Genomic DNA, 16,955 nt, shown 5'->3' with positions numbered 1-16,955 from the left:
CGGCGCCTGCGATCACGCGGTGAAGTACCGATCCAGCACCGCCCGGTAGACGGCGGTGAGGCGGTAGAGTTCGTTCACGGCGATCTGCTCGTCGACCTTGTGCATGGTCTGGCCGATCAGGCCGAACTCCGCGACGGGGCAGTGATCCTTGATGAAACGCGCATCGGATGTGCCGCCCGTGGTGCTGTATTCCGGTCGTCTGCCGAGCACCTGTTCGGCCGCATCGGCGACTACCACGGCGAACTCGTCGGGTTCCCTGAGGAAGGCCTCGCCGGAAACCGAGACATCAAGATCGACGTCACCGCCGACGCTGTCGCAGACACCGCGCAGGTGTTCGGTGAGCGACGCTCCGGAATGCCGGTCGTTGAAGCGAATGTTGAGGCCGGCCGTGGCCCTGGCGGGAATCACGTTGGTCACCGGATTGCCGACATCGACTGTGGTGACAGCCAGGGTCGAAGGCTGGAAATGTTCGCTGCCGTTGTCGAGAGGCCGCGACGTCAGCGCGTGCAGGATGGTGACGAGCCGGTCGATCGGATTGTCCGCAAGATGCGGGTAGGCCGAGTGTCCCTGAGTGCCGTTGACCGTGATGCGGGCGTTCAGCGAGCCGCGCCGGCCGATCTTGATCATCTCGCCCAGGACCGTCGGGTTGGTCGGTTCGCCCACCAGACAGGCATCCAGGGTCTCACCGCGTTCGGTGAGCCAGCCGAGCACCTTCTTCGTGCCGTTGACGGCCGGGCCTTCCTCGTCGCCGGTGATCAGCAGGCTGATGCTGTTCTCGCCGTCGAACGTTGCGGTGAACCGTTCGGCTGCGGCCACGAAACAGGCGATCGCCCCCTTCATGTCGACCGCACCCCGCCCGATCAGGACGCCGTCCAGCTGCGCCGCCTCGAAGGGATCGACCGACCACTCGTCCGTATTGCCGGGGGGGACGACGTCGGTGTGCCCGGCAAAGCAGAAGTTACGGCCGTTTGTACCGCGACGGGCGTAGAGATTGTCGACCTCTTCGGTGCCGTCTTCCGCGAACGGCAGGCGATGGCAAGTGAAGCCAAGGCCTTCCAAAGCCTCCTGCAGGATATCGAGCGCACCGGCGTCGACCGGCGTGACACTCGGCCGCCGCATCATTGCAGCGGCCAGCTCGACCGGATCGATGGAACCCGCCATCAGTCGCGCAGGAGGTCGTTGATCGAGGTCTTGGAACGGGTCTGTTCGTCGACGCGCTTGATGATCACCGCGCAATAGAGTAACGGTCCGCCGTCCTTGCCCGGCATCGAACCTGGCACGACGACCGAATAGGCCGGCACGCGGCCGCGGAAGACCTCGCCGCTCTCGCGATCGACGATCTTGGTCGAGGCACCGATGAAGACACCCATGGAGAGGACCGATCCGGTTTCGACGATGACACCCTCGACGACCTCGCTGCGGGCGCCGACGAAGCAGTTGTCCTCAATGATGACGGGGGCAGCCTGGAGCGGCTCCAGCACGCCGCCGAGACCGGCGCCACCGGAGATGTGGCAGTTCTTGCCGACCTGGGCACAGCTGCCGACGGTGGCCCAAGTGTCGATCATGGTCCCGGAATCGACAAAACCGCCGATGTTCACGAAACATGGCATCAGGACCACGCTCGGCGCAATGTGGGCGCCGTGTCGCACGATGGCATGTGGCACCGCGCGGAAGCCGGCTTCGCTGAAGCGCACGGCGTCCCAGCCCTCGAACTTGTTGTCGACCTTGTCCCACCAGCTGGCGTTGTGGCCGGGCGCGCCCGGCACGAGCTTCATGTCGGTCAGGCGGAAGCTGAGCAGCACCGCCTTCTTGAGCCATTCGTTGACGACCCAGCCGTCGATTCCCGGCTCGGCCACGCGCCGTTGACCGCTGTCGAGCAGATTGAGCGACTCGAACACGGCGTCACGGACCTCGCCCTGCGTGGCGGTGTCGATGGCTGCCCGGTTCTCCCAGGCGGTGTCGATGGCGGCTTGAAGATCGTCGGACATGGCTGCTCTCCGGTGTGCGGCGCGCACTGATCATGCCGCGGACCGGGCTGTCAACCGTCGCTCGGATGGTCCGGTTGCCGGTCGGGCCGTGCGCGGATGAAGGCGTCGAGCGCGGTACAGCGCCGGCCGGGTTCTGATAGCGCGTGTAGAGCTTCATCGGTTCAGCTCACCCTGTAGCGACCTGCTCAGTGCGATCAGCCAGGGTGTCAGTTCTTCGGCGCGATGGTCGATATGGCCGTCGTCGGCGCCGGCCCTGGCATAGACGCTCTCGCCCTCGATCCAGACCGTTATCATGCCGAGGTTCTTGGCAGGCTTCAGGTTGCGCGCGATGTCCTCGAAGAAGACGGCGCGACGGGGATCGATGTCGTGTTCTGCGACCAACACGTCGTAGACGACCGGTTCAGGCTTCGGGATGTAGTCGGATGCCACGATATCGAAGACGCCGTCGAAATGGTGCGCCACGCCGAGCCGCTCCATGGCGCGCTCGGCATGCGGTGCGTCGCCGTTGGTGAAGACAAGCTTGCGGCCGGGCAGGGCGTGGAGCGCGCGGTCGAGGTCGGGATCGGCGGGGATCGGCGAGTAGTCGATGTCGTGGACGTAGGCCAGGAAGGCTTCGGGCTTGCAGTCGTGCAGCTTCACCAGGCCGTTCAGCGTGGTACCGTGATCGCGGAAGTACTGCTTCTGCACCGTGCGCGCCTCGTCACGCGGCAGGTCGAGCAGTTCGACAACGTAGTCCGTGATCCGGCCCTCGACCTGGTCGAACAGGTTGTGCCGTGCGGCATAGAGCGTGTTGTCGAGATCGAAGATCCAGGTTTCGACCGAAGCCAGTCTCTCGAGGTCGTCGTCGGTCACGCGTTGATCTTGGTGCCGGTGCCGTCGGCGGTGAAGAGTTCGAGCAGCAGGACGTGGGGTATGCGCCCGTCGAGCACGTGGGCCGCTTCGACGCCGTTGTCGAGCGCCTTCAGGCAGGTCTCGAGCTTGGGGATCATGCCGTCGGTGATCGCACCGGTCTGGAACAGCTCCCTGGCCTCGGGCCTGGTCATCTCCGAGATCAGCGAGCCTTCGCTGTCGAGCACGCCGGCGATATCGGTCAGCATCAGGAGCTTGGAGGCATTGACCGCCTCCGCGATCGCGCCTGCGGCCGTATCGGCGTTGATATTGTAGGTGTCACCGTCGTTGCCTATCCCGATCGGTGCGATCACGGGGATCGCATCCGAGTTCTCGAACATGCGAAAGACCTCGGCGTTCACCTTGCGCGGCTCGCCGACGAACCCGAGATCAAGAATCTTCTCGATGTTGGAGTCGGTATCGCGCCGGGTCCGGCGCAGCTTGCGCGCCTCGATCAGCCGGCCGTCCTTGCCGGAGATACCGATGGCGCGGCCGCCTTCCTCATTGATCGCCGTAACAATCTGTTTGTTGATCGATCCCGCCAGAACCATCTCGACGACGTCGACCGATTCCCGGTCGGTCACGCGCAGGCCGTCGACGAACTCCGACTGGATGTTCATGCGCTTGAGCATGGCGCCGATCTGGGGGCCGCCGCCGTGCACGACGATCGGGTTGATGCCGACCTGTTTGATCAGGACGATGTCGCGGGCGAAGTCGCGCGCAAGCTCGTCGTCACCCATGGCATGTCCGCCGTACTTGATGACGAAGGTGTGGCCCGAGAACTGGCGCAGATAGGGCAGGGCCTCTGCCAGGGTCTGAGCGGTCCTGAGCCAGTGTTTGGTGACGCCGATGTTCTTGTCGGCGATGTCGCGCCTATCCATGGGGGGCACTTTATGTCACAGCCTCAGGCTCGGCCAAAGTGGCCAGTTCGTCGCGAAGATCAGCCATGCCCAGGCCGGTTCGGCTGCTGGTCGTCACCATCCTCGGAAAAGCCGCCGGGCGGGCCCCGAGATCGGTGCGGGCCTTCTCGATAACCGAATCCAGCTCATCCTTCTTCACCTTGTCGGCTTTGGTCAGTATGAGCTGATAGGTCGTGCTGATGATGTCGAGATGCTCGCAGGCTTCACGGTCGTTGTCGGTCGGGCCGCGACGGGCGTCGAGCAGCAGGCAGACGCGGCGCAGGGTGCTGCGATCGGCCAGGTAGGCATCCACGGTGCGCGACCAGCTCGCCACCTCGACCCGACCCGCCTTGGCGTAGCCGTAGCCCGGCAGATCGATCAGATGCAGGCGTCCGCCAAGGTTGAAGATGTTGACCGAACGGGTCCGGCCCGGCGTCTTTGATGCGTGTGCCAGGTCCTTGCGGTTGGTCAGCGCATTGATCAGCGACGATTTGCCCACGTTCGAGCGACCGGCGAAGGCGACCTCCGGCAGGGTCGGAGCCGGCAGGGCCCGCGGCGTCGGCGCAGCCGCGACGAAGCTGCACGCTTGCGCAAACAGCAGGCGGCCGACGCCGGGGATCAGGTCGTCGTTGTCGGTTGCGGTCATGGGAGGACGTTCGGTTCGGTGACAGACTGTTTAGCCCGGTGAGACGGCCGCCGGGTACCGCAAACTGCAGACGTCGTCGACACCAGCAACAAGGAGAAGATCGCATGACCATCGAACGCATATGCGGCCCGACGCGCGGACACTGTGCCGCGACATTCTTGTCTTCTACCCCCTTACCTCGCCGATACGGCCGCGATATGCCCTGCAAACTCGGTTACAAAGACCTTGAGCGATGTAAGGTCGCTAAGATGGCGATAGTTGCCATCGGTCGCTGCTTCTTTCGATGAGACCAGGAACGTAGCACTCGAATAGAGCCCCTCTTGCATAAGGCGCTTGCATAGTAAGTCGTAGCGCTGCGCGTAAGAAGTGCTCTTGAAGGCGCTATCCACAGGGAAGTGAGGTTCCTTGTCCTTCACAGGCGAATTGGACTTGTCGCAATCTTCGAGCAGCATGACCCAACCCAGGAAAGGGCGCGGTGCGTCTTCTCCGAACGCTCCTTCCCGATAAGCCGTCCAAAGGTCGTGTGCAGTGCCGATGGCCTCTTCGGAGCGGTTGTTGAAGTTGTTGCCGAAGGACGGTCCAACCTGGGACTTGAACTCGAGCGCCGCGACAAGCTCGCCACGATGCATCACTGGCATGTCCCAAACCTTCGTCGGACGGAAAAACCTGGCAGGGTCAAGACGCGCTGTTGCACGCAAATGTCGGCCAAGGCGAGTCCATTGGTTTTGATCAGCGATTGGGCAATGGCGAGAAAACCATCCATGTTCTTGCCAGCCGTCACCGCACCCCGTGATCCTGCATCTTGGTTGCCGGATTGAATCTGCTTGGCAAGTGCCGCCTCACGGTTGCCCCGGAAGAGCTTCACCGCTTCGCGGGCTTGGGTCTCATAATTGGCGAGATCAAGGGTCATTAAGCGTGCGCTCCTTCGATCAAGACCATTTCGTCAGTCGAAAGGCTGTAAAGGTTTGCTACGATCTCGTTGATCTGATGGCGATCGGTGGTTCCCGCGTAGCGCTTCATTTGTTCGCGGTTGGCTTCGCTGACGCTTTCCCAAAGTGGAAGTCTTATTCGCCTTAAGTATTGCGCCTGAAACCGCAAATATCCACCTCGCATCCTGGTCGAGTAGAGCGAGACAAACAGGCGGGCGATACCAGATCGCATGACAGCTTGCAGCGCGCGAACGTCCCATTCGTCAGACGTGATAAAATAGAGATTGTGGTGCGGGTAGAGCTTTCCACCCTCATAGACGATGGATGCATCGCCTTTGATATCGGGGATCAGGAGCTTTTTACGACACACCAGCTCGGGATAGATGCGGTCGATTGTGCGATACCAGTTTCGCGGGGCTTTGGTGGCAATATGGCGTCTTGCGATTTGCTCATACCGCTCGTCCAGGTATCGCTTGAGCTTTGGAAAATCCTCGAGGCTGACTAGCTTACCGTCGTCGCCGAACGGATTAATCACTCCCCTTCCTCGCCACTCAACATGCCCCTCCAGGATGTCCTTCGTCATAACGAGGGGAAGTTTTCGTGATGGCTCAACATCAAGCTCTGCGAATTCCCCAATGAAGGCCTTGTCCGCACCAGTCGCTACACCGATGCCGACCTTGCATCCGGCTTCTTCGAGCTTAGGAAACCTCGCCTCGAGACGTCGTACTAGCGTTACCGCGTCAAAGTTCTCGAGAATCCAAGGTTCTCCACCCGATGCGACGTTATCGACCTCTCGAACAGCACTCGAGGTCTTCAGCTTGGGCGATTTGAGTTCGCACGCGAGTTTATCCAATGCGCTCTTCTCAATCTCGGGGCGAGTAATCATGCGCGTAGTGTTTACGCTCTGACCAGACGTCCGATGTTCTATGACTGTGATAGCCGGATAAGCACTGACCTCTGAATGAAAGGCATCCGTTCCGACCATGTCAATGTACGTCACAAGGTGGTAGGCCTTACTGACGAGCTCGCGGAGCTTTTTGCCGTAGCGGTTCTTCATCCACCGATCAGCACAAATGAAGCTGAGCTTACCTCCTGCGACCAAAAGACGAAGGGATTGTTCGATAAATGGCACATAGATATCGGCGCGGTCGTAGATCGTGCTGTATCGCTTCCGGTATTCGCACATCAGTACATCGGGGATCACTTCCTGGCGCACATACGGTGGGTTGCCAACTGTGTGCGTAAATTCCTGATCAAAGTCACATAGGAGGAAGTCACCTTGTATGAGCCAAGTATCCAGAAGGGCCTCTATAGTTTCCTCGGTCACGCCGTGATCAATCATAAGCCCACGCATAGTCTTTCGGCTTCTTTCGAAAGTCTCTCGATGGAGCTCGACACCCCGGATCGCGGGAGCAAGTTGTTCCAAGGTAAAGCAGTAAGGTTCTCGCTGCGCTGCCGTCAATAACCGCTCGATCGCAGGAATCATGAAATCGCCATTTCCAAAAGATGGCTCGAGAAGGCGGAACTCCGGGAGAGGTTGATCAGCTGTGTACCCAACCAGATCAAGAATGAAGTCGACGACCTCTCGCTTGGTGTAGATGGCTCCACGCTGCTCGATACCGCTTTCGTTCGCTAGCAGCTCTACGGCTTCTGTGATTTGGCAAAAGCCCTGAAAGGATGGTTGAACGGATAGCGGTTGCGCCATTGAGACCTTCGGAGAATCAAGCATTGATGGAACATCCTTCTTTCTTTTAGCAAAGGTGCGCACGAATGTCGCCCTGTAGCGGAACGGAATTTCCTGGAGCGAAATCAGTTCAATCGGGGTCATATTCTGCGGCGGCGAAGGCGTTCTTGCCGTGCTGTGGCGTGAAGCTGTCGATGATCGTTGCGATGGCCTCCCGGAGGTCATCGACCCATGAGGTCGAAGTCATCGACGGTCCCGGCGGCGCTCATCCGGAGCAGGGCCTTGAGACTGCAGAACGCCATCCCGGCCCTGCCGTTCGGGCACCGGCGAGCCTGTCTCGCACCACCGCCGCAGACGCCGACATGCCGCCCTCGATCGCATCGACGACCCAGCGGCGAAGGTCCAATCCTTAGCAACAGCAACGCCCCATATCTCCCTCCCGAATCCCCTGCGGGCACAGAACCATGGGGTGGAACGAAGGGGAATCCCCTTGTTCGATTCAGATTGATGAGGAAGACGCTCCAGCATCAAGATAACCCATAGCGTGCAATCCATGAGGCGTGAACACGTGTGTCCACGCGCCGGCTGGAAACAGGGCGGCTGGAACGATCCGGGCTCAGTTCGTCTTTGCCGACAGGTGCTCGAACAGGAGAGCGACCGCCTCAGCGCCAGGGTCGTTATGGCCGATCAGGTTCTCCGAGGCGATGTAGCTTGCGCGTCCGGCGCGGGCCTTCTCGATTCGGGACGTGGCGTCTGCGCCATTGCGGGCGGCGCGCGCCGCTGCGGCCAGCCCAGCGTCAAGACTGTCGAGCGCAGGCGCCAGCGCATCGATCATGGTGCGGTCACCGGGCCGTGCGCCACCGACCTCCTGAACCCGTTCGAGAGCAGCCTTGAGCGAACCGATCGTGTCCTCGCCGCTGGCCGAGGCGTCGCCCGCCGCAGTGAAGAAGATCGCCAGCAGGACGCCTGACGAGCCGCCCATTGTCTGACTGAGCTCGAGCCCGACGGCACGGTAGAGCTGGGTGATGTCGGCCTGTGGCAAGCGATCGAGCGCGTCGATCAGCGCTCGCGCCGCCGTGGCCAGCGTGCTGCCGGTGTCGCCGTCGCCCGACTTCAGGTCGAGCGCGTTAAGATCATCCTCGGCCTTGATAAAGAGCCGGCAGCAGGTCTCGATGAAGGCGCGGTTGTCGGCATGGCTGGACGGCATCGGTGCAATCGGCGCCAAACCGTCAGGCAGCGGGAGAACCTCGATGTTGCCGACGGCGTGGCAGCCCGGCCAGGCCTCGCAGGCCACCGGGGCCATCAGCGCGGTTTCCTCGGCATTGCCAACGGGCAGCAACGACACCGAGAACCCCCGCATGTCGAGCGAGGTCATCAACGGCGCCGGCCCGATAACCCAGCGAATGCGGTCGGCGATCCGGGATGACAGAAGCTCCTCGGTGAGCACTGACATCTCGAGCGGTGTCGCGCTGCCGAGATTGTTGATGAGCGCAACATGCGGTCCCGGTGCCATGTCGGCAGCAAGGCGATCCACGACCATGTCGATCGCGGCCCCGGCGGTCGAGAAGTTGACTTGTTCGACACCGGGCTCCCCGTGAATGCCGAGGCCGAGCTCGGCCTTGCCCTCGGGAATGCGGTTGCCCTTGGCATTGCCGGGCACGGTGCAGGAATCGAGCGACATGCCGATCGACGAGACGCCGTCGATCACCTTGCGCGCGGCCCCTGTCACGGTCTCCAGGTCGGCACCCTGATCGGCGAGCGCTCCGGCGATCTTGTGGACGAAGAGCGTGCCCGCCACACCACGCGCCTGGGGCAAATCGGGCAAGGCGATGTCGTCATCGACGATCACCATGTTCACGTTCAGCCCGAAGGCGCGTGCCCGTTCGGCGGCGAGGCCGAAGTTGAGCCGGTCACCAGTGTAGTTCTTGACGATCAGCAGGCAGCCTGACTTGCCCGTGACCGTGAGAATGCCAGCGAGCACGGCGTCGACCGAGGGAGAGGCGAAGACCTCGCCACACACCGCGGCCGTCAGCATGCCCTGGCCGACAAAGCCGGCGTGGCTCGGCTCGTGACCCGATCCACCACCCGAGACCAGCGCCACCCTGGAGCGATCCCAATCGTTGCGGACGACCACCTTGATGTGCGGGTAGCCGTCCAGACGCGCGAGCCTGCCGCCTGCGTGTCGAAGCGCCCCGTCGACGGCCTCGGTGACAAGCGTTTCCCTGGAATTGATGAACTGGCTCATCGTGTCTCTCCTCAACGAATGCGGTTTCCGGCGGCGTCGAAGTAGAGCGCGCCGCGCGGTTCGATCTGGACGGTGTCGCCCGCCTCCAGGTTCGTTTGGACATCGGTTAGCGTGACGATGTCGTGGCCTTCGAGCTGAAGGTGCAGCCGGGTCTGGTCACCCAGGTGTTCGCGCCGGATCACCTGGGCCGGTTTGCCCTCGCCCTGCCGGACATGCTCGGGCCGCAGGCCGATCGTTGTGGCACCCGTCGGTGCGCCACCGAACAGATCGGCCGGCAAGGCATTGACACGCGGGATGCCGAGCCGTCCCGCGACATAGAGGCTGACCGGATCCTCGTAGATCTCACGCGGTGCGCCGAACTGCACCAGGCGTCCCTGATCGAGCACGCCAACACTGTCGGCCATCGTCATCGCCTCTATCTGGTCGTGCGTGACGTAGAGCAGCGTCGCGCCGAGATTGGCGTGAATGCGCTTGAGTTCGACTCGAAGCGTCGCCCGAAGCTTGGCGTCGAGCGAGCTCAGCGGTTCATCCATCAGAAAGATCGAGGGGTCCCGGACCAGGGCACGACCGATGGAGACACGCTGCATCTCGCCGCCCGAAAGCGCCGTCCCCTTGTTGTCGAGCTTGCCGGAGATGTGCAGCACATCCGCAACCTCCTGTACCCGACGCTCGATCTCCTCGGCGGGCGTCCTGAGGATCGGCGACTTGAGCGGGAAAGCGAGGTTCTCGCGCACACTCATGTGAGGGTAGAGCGAATACTGCTGGAAGACCATCGCCACGTTGCGCTGCGCCGGCGTGTCGCTCACCACGGACCGGCCGTCGATCATGATGTCGCCGCCGTCCGGCTTTTCCAGGCCGGCGATCAGGCGCAGGGTCGTGGTCTTGCCGGCACCGGTCGGTCCGAGCAGAACCACAAAGGCGCCATCGGTAATCTCCATATCGAGGCCTTCGACCGCGCCTGTCGACCCGAAGGCCTTGGAGACATTCCGGAGCACCACGTCAGCCATCGGACAGCACTCCTTCGTTGAGCGCGGAGCGAATAGCGCGGCCGGACTGGTTGTCGAACAGGGTCACGGTCGATACGTCGAAGCTGAGGCCGACCGTGTCGCCGACACGCACCGCCCGATCGGACGGCACACGTGCCTTGACGTCACCGTTGTGGGTCTTCAGCGACACGATCTGTGTCGTCCCCAGATACTCCGATGCGACAATCTCCGCGCGATAGCCGGCCACGTCGGTGAGGCGGACATGCTCGGGGCGTACGCCAAAGACCATGTCTCCGGTAAAGGCTTCGCGCAGAGCAGGCACACCGAAGATCTGGTGGTTGAATTCGACGCTTGTCGCATCGGGAGCCACGCTGCCGTGGAACTTCAGGAAGTTCATCGACGGCGACCCCACAAAGTCTGCGACGAACATGGTGGCGGGCTTGTCGTAGATGTCCTGAGGCGTGCCGAACTGCTCGATCACGCCGTGGTTCATCACCACGATCTTGTCGCCCATCTGCATGGCTTCGAGCTGGTCGTGGGTGACATAGACGGTCGTCGCGCCCATGCGGTCATGAAGGGCGCGCAGCTCCTCGGCCATGTGCTCCCGGAACTCGGCATCAAGCGCACCCAACGGTTCATCCATCAGGAAACATTTCGGATTGCGCACGATCGCACGCCCCAGCGCGACGCGCTGTCGATCGCCGCCGGAGAGCCCGCTGACCGGCGAATCCAGAATGTCTTCGATGCCCAGGATACCAGCGACTTCGGCCACCTTTTGCTTGATCTGGTCGCGCGGCATGCCCTGGCTTGCGAGCGGGTAGCTGATGTTCTTGCGCACATTCATGTGCGGGTAGAGTGCAAACATCTGGAACACGAAGGCGATGTCGCGGTGGCTCGCGGGTTTCTGCCCGACCTCCTCGTCATTGATGAAGATCTCGCCCGAGGTCGGCAACTCGAGACCGGCGATCATGCGCAGCGTGGTCGTCTTGCCGCAGCCCGACGGGCCCAGCAGCATGAAGAACTCGCCGTCCTCGATCTTGAACGAGGAGGACTGCACGGCGACGAAATCGCCGAACGCCTTGCACAGGTTCTGGATGCGGATATCAGCCAACGACCCTGACTTCCGCTTCGCCCGACGGTGCGTCCATCAGGCTCGAGTTGAAGATGAAGTCTGCCGTCGCGCGGTTGCAGGCGACGACAGTCTGCATGAGCGTCGAGATACGCAGCAGGGCCTTGACGTCGACATCGTGCGGCATTGAGGTCAGTGGATCGGAGAAGAAGACAAGGATGTCGAGCTGTCCCTCGGCGATCATCGCGCCGAGTTGCTGATCGCCGCCAAGGGGACCGCTCTTCAGAAGCTTGATCTCGAGGCCCGTCTCATCGGCAACGAGCTGTCCGGTCGTGCCGGTCGCCCAGATAGCGTGGTGGCGCAGGGCCTCCATATTGTCGCGCGCCCAAGCGACTATTTCGTCCTTTTGCGCGTCGTGCGCGACAAGGGCGATCCGCTTCGGCGTCATGGCAGATATCTCGTTCACCGCTGTAACCACCTCATTCCGGGAAGTGGCTGACCACGATGAACATCACCGTGCCGACCAGCGTGACGATGAACGAATAGGTGAAGGCGACCAGGAAGAAGGGCTGCATCAGCATGATCACGCCGACCGCGATCAAGATGGAAGCCACCATCTCCCATGGCCCGCGCCTGAGGCGCAGGATGTCGTTGAAGAAGCCGCTCATTTGCGCACCGCCCCGAAGGTGATGCCGCGCAGCAGGTGCTTGCGAAGCAGGATCGTGAAGACCATGACCGGCAGCAGGAAGAGCGTGGCACCGGCGGCCACGGCGGGCCAGTCCTGGCCGGCGACCCCGATGATGGTCGGGATGAACGGTGGTGCGGTCTGTGCCGTGCCGGAGGTCAGCAGGACCGCAAAGGCGTATTCGTTCCAGGAGAAGATCAGGCAGAACACGGCGGTCGCGGCGATACCGGTCGCCGCTTGCGGCAGAACGACCTTGTAGAACGCCTGGAAGCGTGTGTAGCCGTCGATCAGCGCGGCCTCTTCGTACTCGCGCGGGATCTCGTCGATGAAGCCCTTCAGCAGCCAGACCGACAGCGACAGGTTCACCGCAGTGTAGAGCATGATCATGCCGAGGTGCGTGTCCGACAGGCCGACCTCGCGAAACATCAGGAAGATCGGAATGGCGACCGCGATCGGCGGCATCATGCGTGTCGACAGGATGAAGAAGAGCAGGTCGTCCTTCAGTGGCACCCGGTAGCGCGAGAAGGCGTAGGCCGCGAGCGTCCCGAGGAAAACCGACAGGAAGGTCGAACCGAAGCCGATGATCGTGGAGTTCAGGAAGCGCTCGCCGAAGCGCGACGGGCCGGCGATAACCATGCCCTTCTCGTGCACGATCTCCTCGTACCAGGTCTGCGGCGGGTTCTCGGCGAGGTACTCCTCGGTCTGCCGGGTTTGGGTAGTAAAGAGATTGATGTAACCTTCCAGGCTCGGCTCGAAGGTGATCTCCGGCGGATAGGCGATCGCATCCGACGAGGTCTTGAAGCCTGTGGTGAAGATCCACAGCAGCGGCATCAGCGTGACCAGCGCGTAGATGACCACGAGTGCGCCTGCGAACCGCTTCTGCCGGCTCGACGGCTCGGTGATGGAATAGTTGCTCATCGGTCCTTAACCTTGTTGAGCGCCTTCACATAAATCGAGGCAAGGCCGAACACGGTGACGAAGAGGATGATGGCGTAGGCTGAGGAGTAGCCCGTGCGCCATTTCTCAAAGGCCTCGCGCTTGAGGTTGATCGAGGTGAGCTCGGTGACGGAGCCGGGACCGCCGCCGGTCAACTGCACAACTAGGTCGAACATCTTGAAGTTCTCGATGCCTCGGAAGAGCACCGCGAGCATCAGGAAGGGCAGCACCATCGGGACCGTAATCGTCCAGAACTGCCGCCACTTCGAGGCGCGGTCGCATTCGGCCGCTTCGTAGATGTAGTCGGGGATCGAACGCAGGCCCGCGAGGCAGATCAGCATCACGAAGGGTGTCCACATCCAGGTGTCGACGATGACGATCGCCCAGGGTGCGAGGCCGACATCGCCGATCATGGAGAAGCTTGTGGGATCGCCGCCAGTGAAGAAGGCGACGACGTAGTTGAAGAGGCCGATCTGGGGCTGGTAGAGGAAGGTCCAGAAGTTGCCGACCACGGCGGGTGACAACATCATCGGCAGCACGATGATCGTCGTCCACAGATCGTTGCCGCGGAACTTGCGGTTGATCAGCCAGGCCAGCGTGAAGCCGATCAGTACCTGCAGGATGATCGTCCAGATCAGGAAGTGCGCCGTGGCCTGCATCGTGAGCCAGATGTCGCTGTCGGTGAGGATCCGCTCGTAGTTGCGAAGCCCGATCCAGTCGACCTCGGCGTTGGGCCTGTTGGCGCGGTAATTGGTAAAGCTGAGCTGGATCGTCCAGACCAGCGGAAAGATGTTGATCGCGAGAAGCAGGGCGATCGTCGGGGCTACGAAGAGCCAGGCGGTCGTGCGGTCGGATAACCCCCTGATCTGCCTCGCCAGATGCGGCGGCGTCGCCTTGGCGATACGATCCATCGCGTTGTCGGACATAACCCGTCAATCCCAGAGGCACGTTTCGGTGAAGAAGCGGGGCCGCGGGGAGGCTGCGGCCCCGCTCCATCACCACCTGCCCATCATCCTGGGCGGGCTCAAGGAGCTCTGCTCAGAGCTTGCCTTCGTCCTCGAAAACCTCGGTCCAGTCTTCGACCAGGCCATCGAGCGCTTCCTGCGCCGTGCCTTCACCGGCAACCACATACTTGTGGACGCGGTCCTGCATCGGCAGCAGCAGCGAGGCGTAAGCCGGTTCGGCCCAGAAGTCCTTCACGATCGCCATGGAGTCAAGGAAGGTCTGAGCATAGGGCTGGCTCGACGCGAAGCCGGGATCCTCGACCACGGCACGAAGGGCCGAGTAGCCGCCAAGCTCCCACCACTTCTTCTGGATCCGGGGCTGCGCGAACCACTGGATGTACTCCAGCGCTGCATCCTGGCTGTCGGAGTAGGCAACGACCGAAATGCCCTGGCCGCCAAGCTGGGCGAAGTGACCGCCCGGACCCGCGGGGTTCGGGAAGTAGCCCGACTTGTCACCACCGACGTTCGGGTCGTTGTGCACGCCTGGCCAGATGAAGGCGAAGTTCATCTGCAGCGCGACCTGGCCCGACTTGTAGGCATCAATGTTCTGCGACATGTACCAGTCCGACGATCCCGGAGGCGTGCAGCAGTCATAGAGCTCCTTGTAGAACTCGAGACCAGCCACGGCACCGGGCGAGTTCACGTAACCCTCGAGCTCATAGGGATTGTCGGGGTTCTCGTAGAGGAAGCCGTAGTTGTAGAGCGCGTTGGTCACGCCCATCGTGATGCCTTCGGAACCACGCTCGGTGTAGATCGCCGCACCGTAGACCGTGGTGCCGTCGATCTCGCGGCTCTGGAAGAACTCGGCGATGTCCTTGAGCTCCTCAAGCGTCGCTGGGACGTCGAGGGCGCGACCGTAGGTCTCCTTGAACTCGGCCTGCAGTTCCGGACGCTCGAACCAGTCCTTGCGGTAGGTCCAGCCGACCACGTCGCCGAATGCCGGCAGCGCCCAGTAGTTCGGCGTGCCCTTCGGCCATTCGGCGTAACCGGTGACGGTCGCCGGAATGAAATCGTCCATCGTGATGCCCTGAGCATCGAAGAAGTCGTTCATTTTGATGTAGTGGCCGGCTTCGGCACCCAAACCGATCCACTGGCTGTCACCGATCATCAGATCGCACAGCTGACCACCCGAATTGAGCTCGTTGAGCATGCGGTCGGCGAAATTCGGCCAGGGCACGAACTCGAAGCTCATGTTGTGGCCTGATTTCTCCTCGAAATCCTTCGAGAGCTCAATCAGGGCATTCGCCGGATCCCATGCTGCCCAGCAGAGCGTCAGATCGTCTGCCTGGGCCGATGTGCTGTGCATTACGGCTGCCGTGGCGACCGATAGGGTCGCCGCTAGGGTTCTCAACTTCATTGGGTGTCTCCTCCTGTCCAGACCGGATTGTCCCGAACCTCACTGCCTGCGCCGACGCGTCGGTTTCAGCCCATCGTGAAGCGCAGAATCGAACGCTAGGCGATGTACCTGACGCCTGTAAACACTTTTCTGATGTACGTACGTCAGAACATTGCGCCACAAGTCCTTCGCGGCGCGACCGGAGACCGTCTACTCCGGCAGGTTCTCTCGTGTGACGATGTCGATACGGATGCGTTCTTGCGCCTCGAAGATCGCAACGCCATCGCATTTCGCGCGCAGAACCCGCAGCGCGCTGCGTGCCAGATGGCCAACGTTCTGGGCGATGATGGCATCGACCTCGCCGGCCAGAAGCGCATCACGCGTATGCGGCGTCAGCTCGTGGCCGATGTAGACGAGGTCGTCCACGCGGCCGGTTGCCCGGAACGCCTCGAGCAGGAACCGGTTGCCCGGACCCATCGAATAGACGCCGACGAGATCCTCGTGGCCCCCGACGATCCGCTGAAGAATTGCATGCGCCCGCTCAGGGTCGTTTTGGGTCTCGATCGAGGGCAGAACATTGATGTTCGGAAACTCCCGCAGCATGACCGAGTCGAATCCGAGACGGCGGTCGATGCTGTCGCGGGAGATCATGGAGTTGGTCAGAACGACGACCTTTCCCTCGGTTTCCTTGACAAATCGCCCCATCAGCAATGCCGCCGTGCGGCCCGCCTGTTCGCTGTTCACACCAACGAAGAAGTCACGCTCGGAGCTCGGCAGGTCGGAGATCAGCGCCGCCACCGCGATCCCGTCGGCCTTGAGCCGGGCGACCGCGTCACGCACCTGCGGGGTCTCTCGTGCCATGATCGCGACGCCGTCTGGCTTCGAAGTCCGCAAGTTGTGGAGGGCCCGCGCGATGGCGTGGGGGTCGTCCGGCAGGACCGGCACGATCTTGACCGACGTCCGTTCGGTGTGTTGCGCCTTGCCGGCTTCAAGCAGCGCATGGCACAGGGTTTCGGCAAACTGGCTGGAATCCTCCGGCAGCAGGACGGCAAAGCGATACTCGCGCTGGCGGGCGAGGTTTGCGGCCGAGGTATCGCGCACAAACCCAAGCTTGCGAACAGCGGCCTGGACGCGCTCAGCCGTCTTGGCCCGGACCCCGGTCCGGCCGTTCAGAACGCGGTCGACCGTGGCCAAGCTCACGCCAGCCTCATGCGCCACATCATGGACTGTCGGTCTCGCCATGAGCCCTCCGGACGCAACCCTAACGAACCATTTTGAGGTACGTCAATCAGATGGTGTTCGGCCCGTTTCGCCCTTGCGGGACACAACACAGCACGTCCAGGACTTGTCAAAGAACACGGCAATGCCCTCCTGCGCATCGGGCGTTTCCCAAGTGTCAGCCAGGAGATTGGCCGTGCGGTCGATGGTTTCGTCGTCGATCGCCGGCCCGAGGGACCGCGCCAGAGCCTTGGCCGCTGCCACTGTCTCTCAAATCGCGTCTTCGCAAGCGGCGACGATATCGTGGCGAACTGTTGCGAGGCTTGGAACAGGTTGATCAATGAACCTGAGCGCATGACCTCAATCGCATCAACGGCCCGGCGGCGAAGGTCCAATCCGTAACAACGCGCCATATCTGCCTCCCGTGTCACTTGCGGGCACA

Annotated in this window: 16 protein-coding genes and 1 pseudogene; all 17 read right to left on the bottom strand. The window is 62.1% G+C overall.

What is annotated here, in order from left to right; translation table 11 throughout:
- Positions 1-12: 12 nt before the first annotated feature.
- Positions 13-1,161 (bottom strand): succinyl-diaminopimelate desuccinylase, encoded by a 1,149-nt coding sequence (gene dapE, locus GDA49_07325; GenBank protein ID MBC6440209.1) that lies wholly within the window; start codon positions 1,159-1,161, stop codon positions 13-15.
- A complete protein-coding gene (dapD, locus tag GDA49_07320; GenBank protein MBC6440208.1) occupies positions 1,161-1,988 on the bottom strand; it encodes a 2,3,4,5-tetrahydropyridine-2,6-dicarboxylate N-succinyltransferase in 828 nt (275 codons plus the stop codon). The genes dapE and dapD overlap by 1 nt, the downstream gene beginning before the upstream one ends.
- 153 nt (positions 1,989-2,141) lie before the next feature.
- Positions 2,142-2,840: a pyrimidine 5'-nucleotidase gene (locus GDA49_07315; GenBank protein MBC6440207.1), complete on the bottom strand. Its 699-nt coding sequence runs from the start codon at positions 2,838-2,840 to the stop codon at positions 2,142-2,144.
- Positions 2,837-3,757: an acetylglutamate kinase gene (argB, locus tag GDA49_07310; GenBank protein MBC6440206.1), complete on the bottom strand. Its 921-nt coding sequence runs from the start codon at positions 3,755-3,757 to the stop codon at positions 2,837-2,839. Before argB ends, GDA49_07315 begins: the two co-directional genes overlap by 4 nt.
- A 10-nt stretch (positions 3,758-3,767) precedes the next feature.
- Positions 3,768-4,421, bottom strand: a complete 654-nt coding sequence (locus GDA49_07305) for a YihA family ribosome biogenesis GTP-binding protein (protein MBC6440205.1) — start codon at positions 4,419-4,421, stop codon at positions 3,768-3,770.
- 173 nt (positions 4,422-4,594) lie between these two features.
- Positions 4,595-5,331 (bottom strand): annotated as a pseudogene (locus GDA49_07300) (restriction endonuclease).
- A complete protein-coding gene (locus GDA49_07295; GenBank protein ID MBC6440204.1) occupies positions 5,331-7,055 on the bottom strand; it encodes an Eco57I restriction-modification methylase domain-containing protein in 1,725 nt (574 codons plus the stop codon). Before GDA49_07295 ends, GDA49_07300 begins: the two are co-directional and overlap by 1 nt.
- 595 nt (positions 7,056-7,650) lie before the next feature.
- Positions 7,651-9,279: a dihydroxyacetone kinase subunit DhaK gene (locus GDA49_07290; GenBank protein ID MBC6440203.1), complete on the bottom strand. Its 1,629-nt coding sequence runs from the start codon at positions 9,277-9,279 to the stop codon at positions 7,651-7,653.
- 11 nt (positions 9,280-9,290) lie between these two features.
- The gene (locus tag GDA49_07285; protein ID MBC6440202.1) at positions 9,291-10,286 is read right to left on the bottom strand and encodes an ABC transporter ATP-binding protein; all 996 of its coding nucleotides are present in this window, start codon (positions 10,284-10,286) and stop codon (positions 9,291-9,293) included.
- A complete protein-coding gene (locus tag GDA49_07280; GenBank protein MBC6440201.1) occupies positions 10,279-11,376 on the bottom strand; it encodes an ABC transporter ATP-binding protein in 1,098 nt (365 codons plus the stop codon). The genes GDA49_07285 and GDA49_07280 overlap by 8 nt, the downstream gene beginning before the upstream one ends.
- A complete protein-coding gene (locus tag GDA49_07275) occupies positions 11,369-11,782 on the bottom strand; it encodes a methylglyoxal synthase (protein MBC6440200.1) in 414 nt (137 codons plus the stop codon). Before GDA49_07275 ends, GDA49_07280 begins: the two co-directional genes overlap by 8 nt.
- Positions 11,783-11,813: 31 nt before the next feature.
- Complete coding sequence (locus GDA49_07270; GenBank protein ID MBC6440199.1) at positions 11,814-12,002, bottom strand: hypothetical protein; 189 nt, start codon at positions 12,000-12,002, stop codon at positions 11,814-11,816.
- The gene (locus tag GDA49_07265) at positions 11,999-12,937 is read right to left on the bottom strand and encodes a carbohydrate ABC transporter permease (GenBank protein MBC6440198.1); all 939 of its coding nucleotides are present in this window, start codon (positions 12,935-12,937) and stop codon (positions 11,999-12,001) included. Before GDA49_07265 ends, GDA49_07270 begins: the two co-directional genes overlap by 4 nt.
- Positions 12,934-13,881, bottom strand: a complete 948-nt coding sequence (locus GDA49_07260) for a sugar ABC transporter permease (protein ID MBC6440197.1) — start codon at positions 13,879-13,881, stop codon at positions 12,934-12,936. Before GDA49_07260 ends, GDA49_07265 begins: the two co-directional genes overlap by 4 nt.
- A gap of 112 nt (positions 13,882-13,993) precedes the next feature.
- A complete protein-coding gene (locus tag GDA49_07255) occupies positions 13,994-15,316 on the bottom strand; it encodes a carbohydrate ABC transporter substrate-binding protein (GenBank protein ID MBC6440196.1) in 1,323 nt (440 codons plus the stop codon).
- Between the two features lie 189 nt (positions 15,317-15,505).
- Complete coding sequence (locus tag GDA49_07250; protein ID MBC6440195.1) at positions 15,506-16,537, bottom strand: LacI family DNA-binding transcriptional regulator; 1,032 nt, start codon at positions 16,535-16,537, stop codon at positions 15,506-15,508.
- A gap of 42 nt (positions 16,538-16,579) precedes the next feature.
- Entirely contained in the window at positions 16,580-16,777 is a 198-nt protein-coding gene (locus GDA49_07245) for a hypothetical protein (protein ID MBC6440194.1), read from the bottom strand.
- Between the last annotated feature and the right edge of the window lie 178 nt (positions 16,778-16,955).

The organism is Rhodospirillales bacterium, from assembly GCA_014323865.1.
Lineage (GTDB): Bacteria > Pseudomonadota > Alphaproteobacteria > SP197 > SP197 > SP197.
This window is presented reverse-complemented; position numbering and strand designations above follow the sequence as displayed.

What these genes read in the sequence shown, in the direction of transcription:
- dapE (MBC6440209.1), bottom strand. Translation starts at nt 1,161, where the DNA reads ATGGCGGGTTCCATCGATCCGGTCGAGCTGGCCGCTGCAATGATGCGG.
- dapD (MBC6440208.1), bottom strand. Translation starts at nt 1,988, where the DNA reads ATGTCCGACGATCTTCAAGCCGCCATCGACACCGCCTGGGAGAACCGG.
- argB (MBC6440206.1), bottom strand. Translation starts at nt 3,757, where the DNA reads ATGGATAGGCGCGACATCGCCGACAAGAACATCGGCGTCACCAAACAC.
- GDA49_07305 (MBC6440205.1), bottom strand. Translation starts at nt 4,421, where the DNA reads ATGACCGCAACCGACAACGACGACCTGATCCCCGGCGTCGGCCGCCTG.
- GDA49_07295 (MBC6440204.1), bottom strand. Translation starts at nt 7,055, where the DNA reads ATGGCGCAACCGCTATCCGTTCAACCATCCTTTCAGGGCTTTTGCCAA.
- GDA49_07290 (MBC6440203.1), bottom strand. Translation starts at nt 9,279, where the DNA reads ATGAGCCAGTTCATCAATTCCAGGGAAACGCTTGTCACCGAGGCCGTC.
- GDA49_07285 (MBC6440202.1), bottom strand. Translation starts at nt 10,286, where the DNA reads ATGGCTGACGTGGTGCTCCGGAATGTCTCCAAGGCCTTCGGGTCGACA.
- GDA49_07275 (MBC6440200.1), bottom strand. Translation starts at nt 11,782, where the DNA reads ATGACGCCGAAGCGGATCGCCCTTGTCGCGCACGACGCGCAAAAGGAC.
- GDA49_07270 (MBC6440199.1), bottom strand. Translation starts at nt 12,002, where the DNA reads ATGAGCGGCTTCTTCAACGACATCCTGCGCCTCAGGCGCGGGCCATGG.
- GDA49_07265 (MBC6440198.1), bottom strand. Translation starts at nt 12,937, where the DNA reads ATGAGCAACTATTCCATCACCGAGCCGTCGAGCCGGCAGAAGCGGTTC.
- GDA49_07260 (MBC6440197.1), bottom strand. Translation starts at nt 13,881, where the DNA reads ATGTCCGACAACGCGATGGATCGTATCGCCAAGGCGACGCCGCCGCAT.
- GDA49_07255 (MBC6440196.1), bottom strand. Translation starts at nt 15,316, where the DNA reads ATGAAGTTGAGAACCCTAGCGGCGACCCTATCGGTCGCCACGGCAGCC.
- GDA49_07250 (MBC6440195.1), bottom strand. Translation starts at nt 16,537, where the DNA reads ATGGCGAGACCGACAGTCCATGATGTGGCGCATGAGGCTGGCGTGAGC.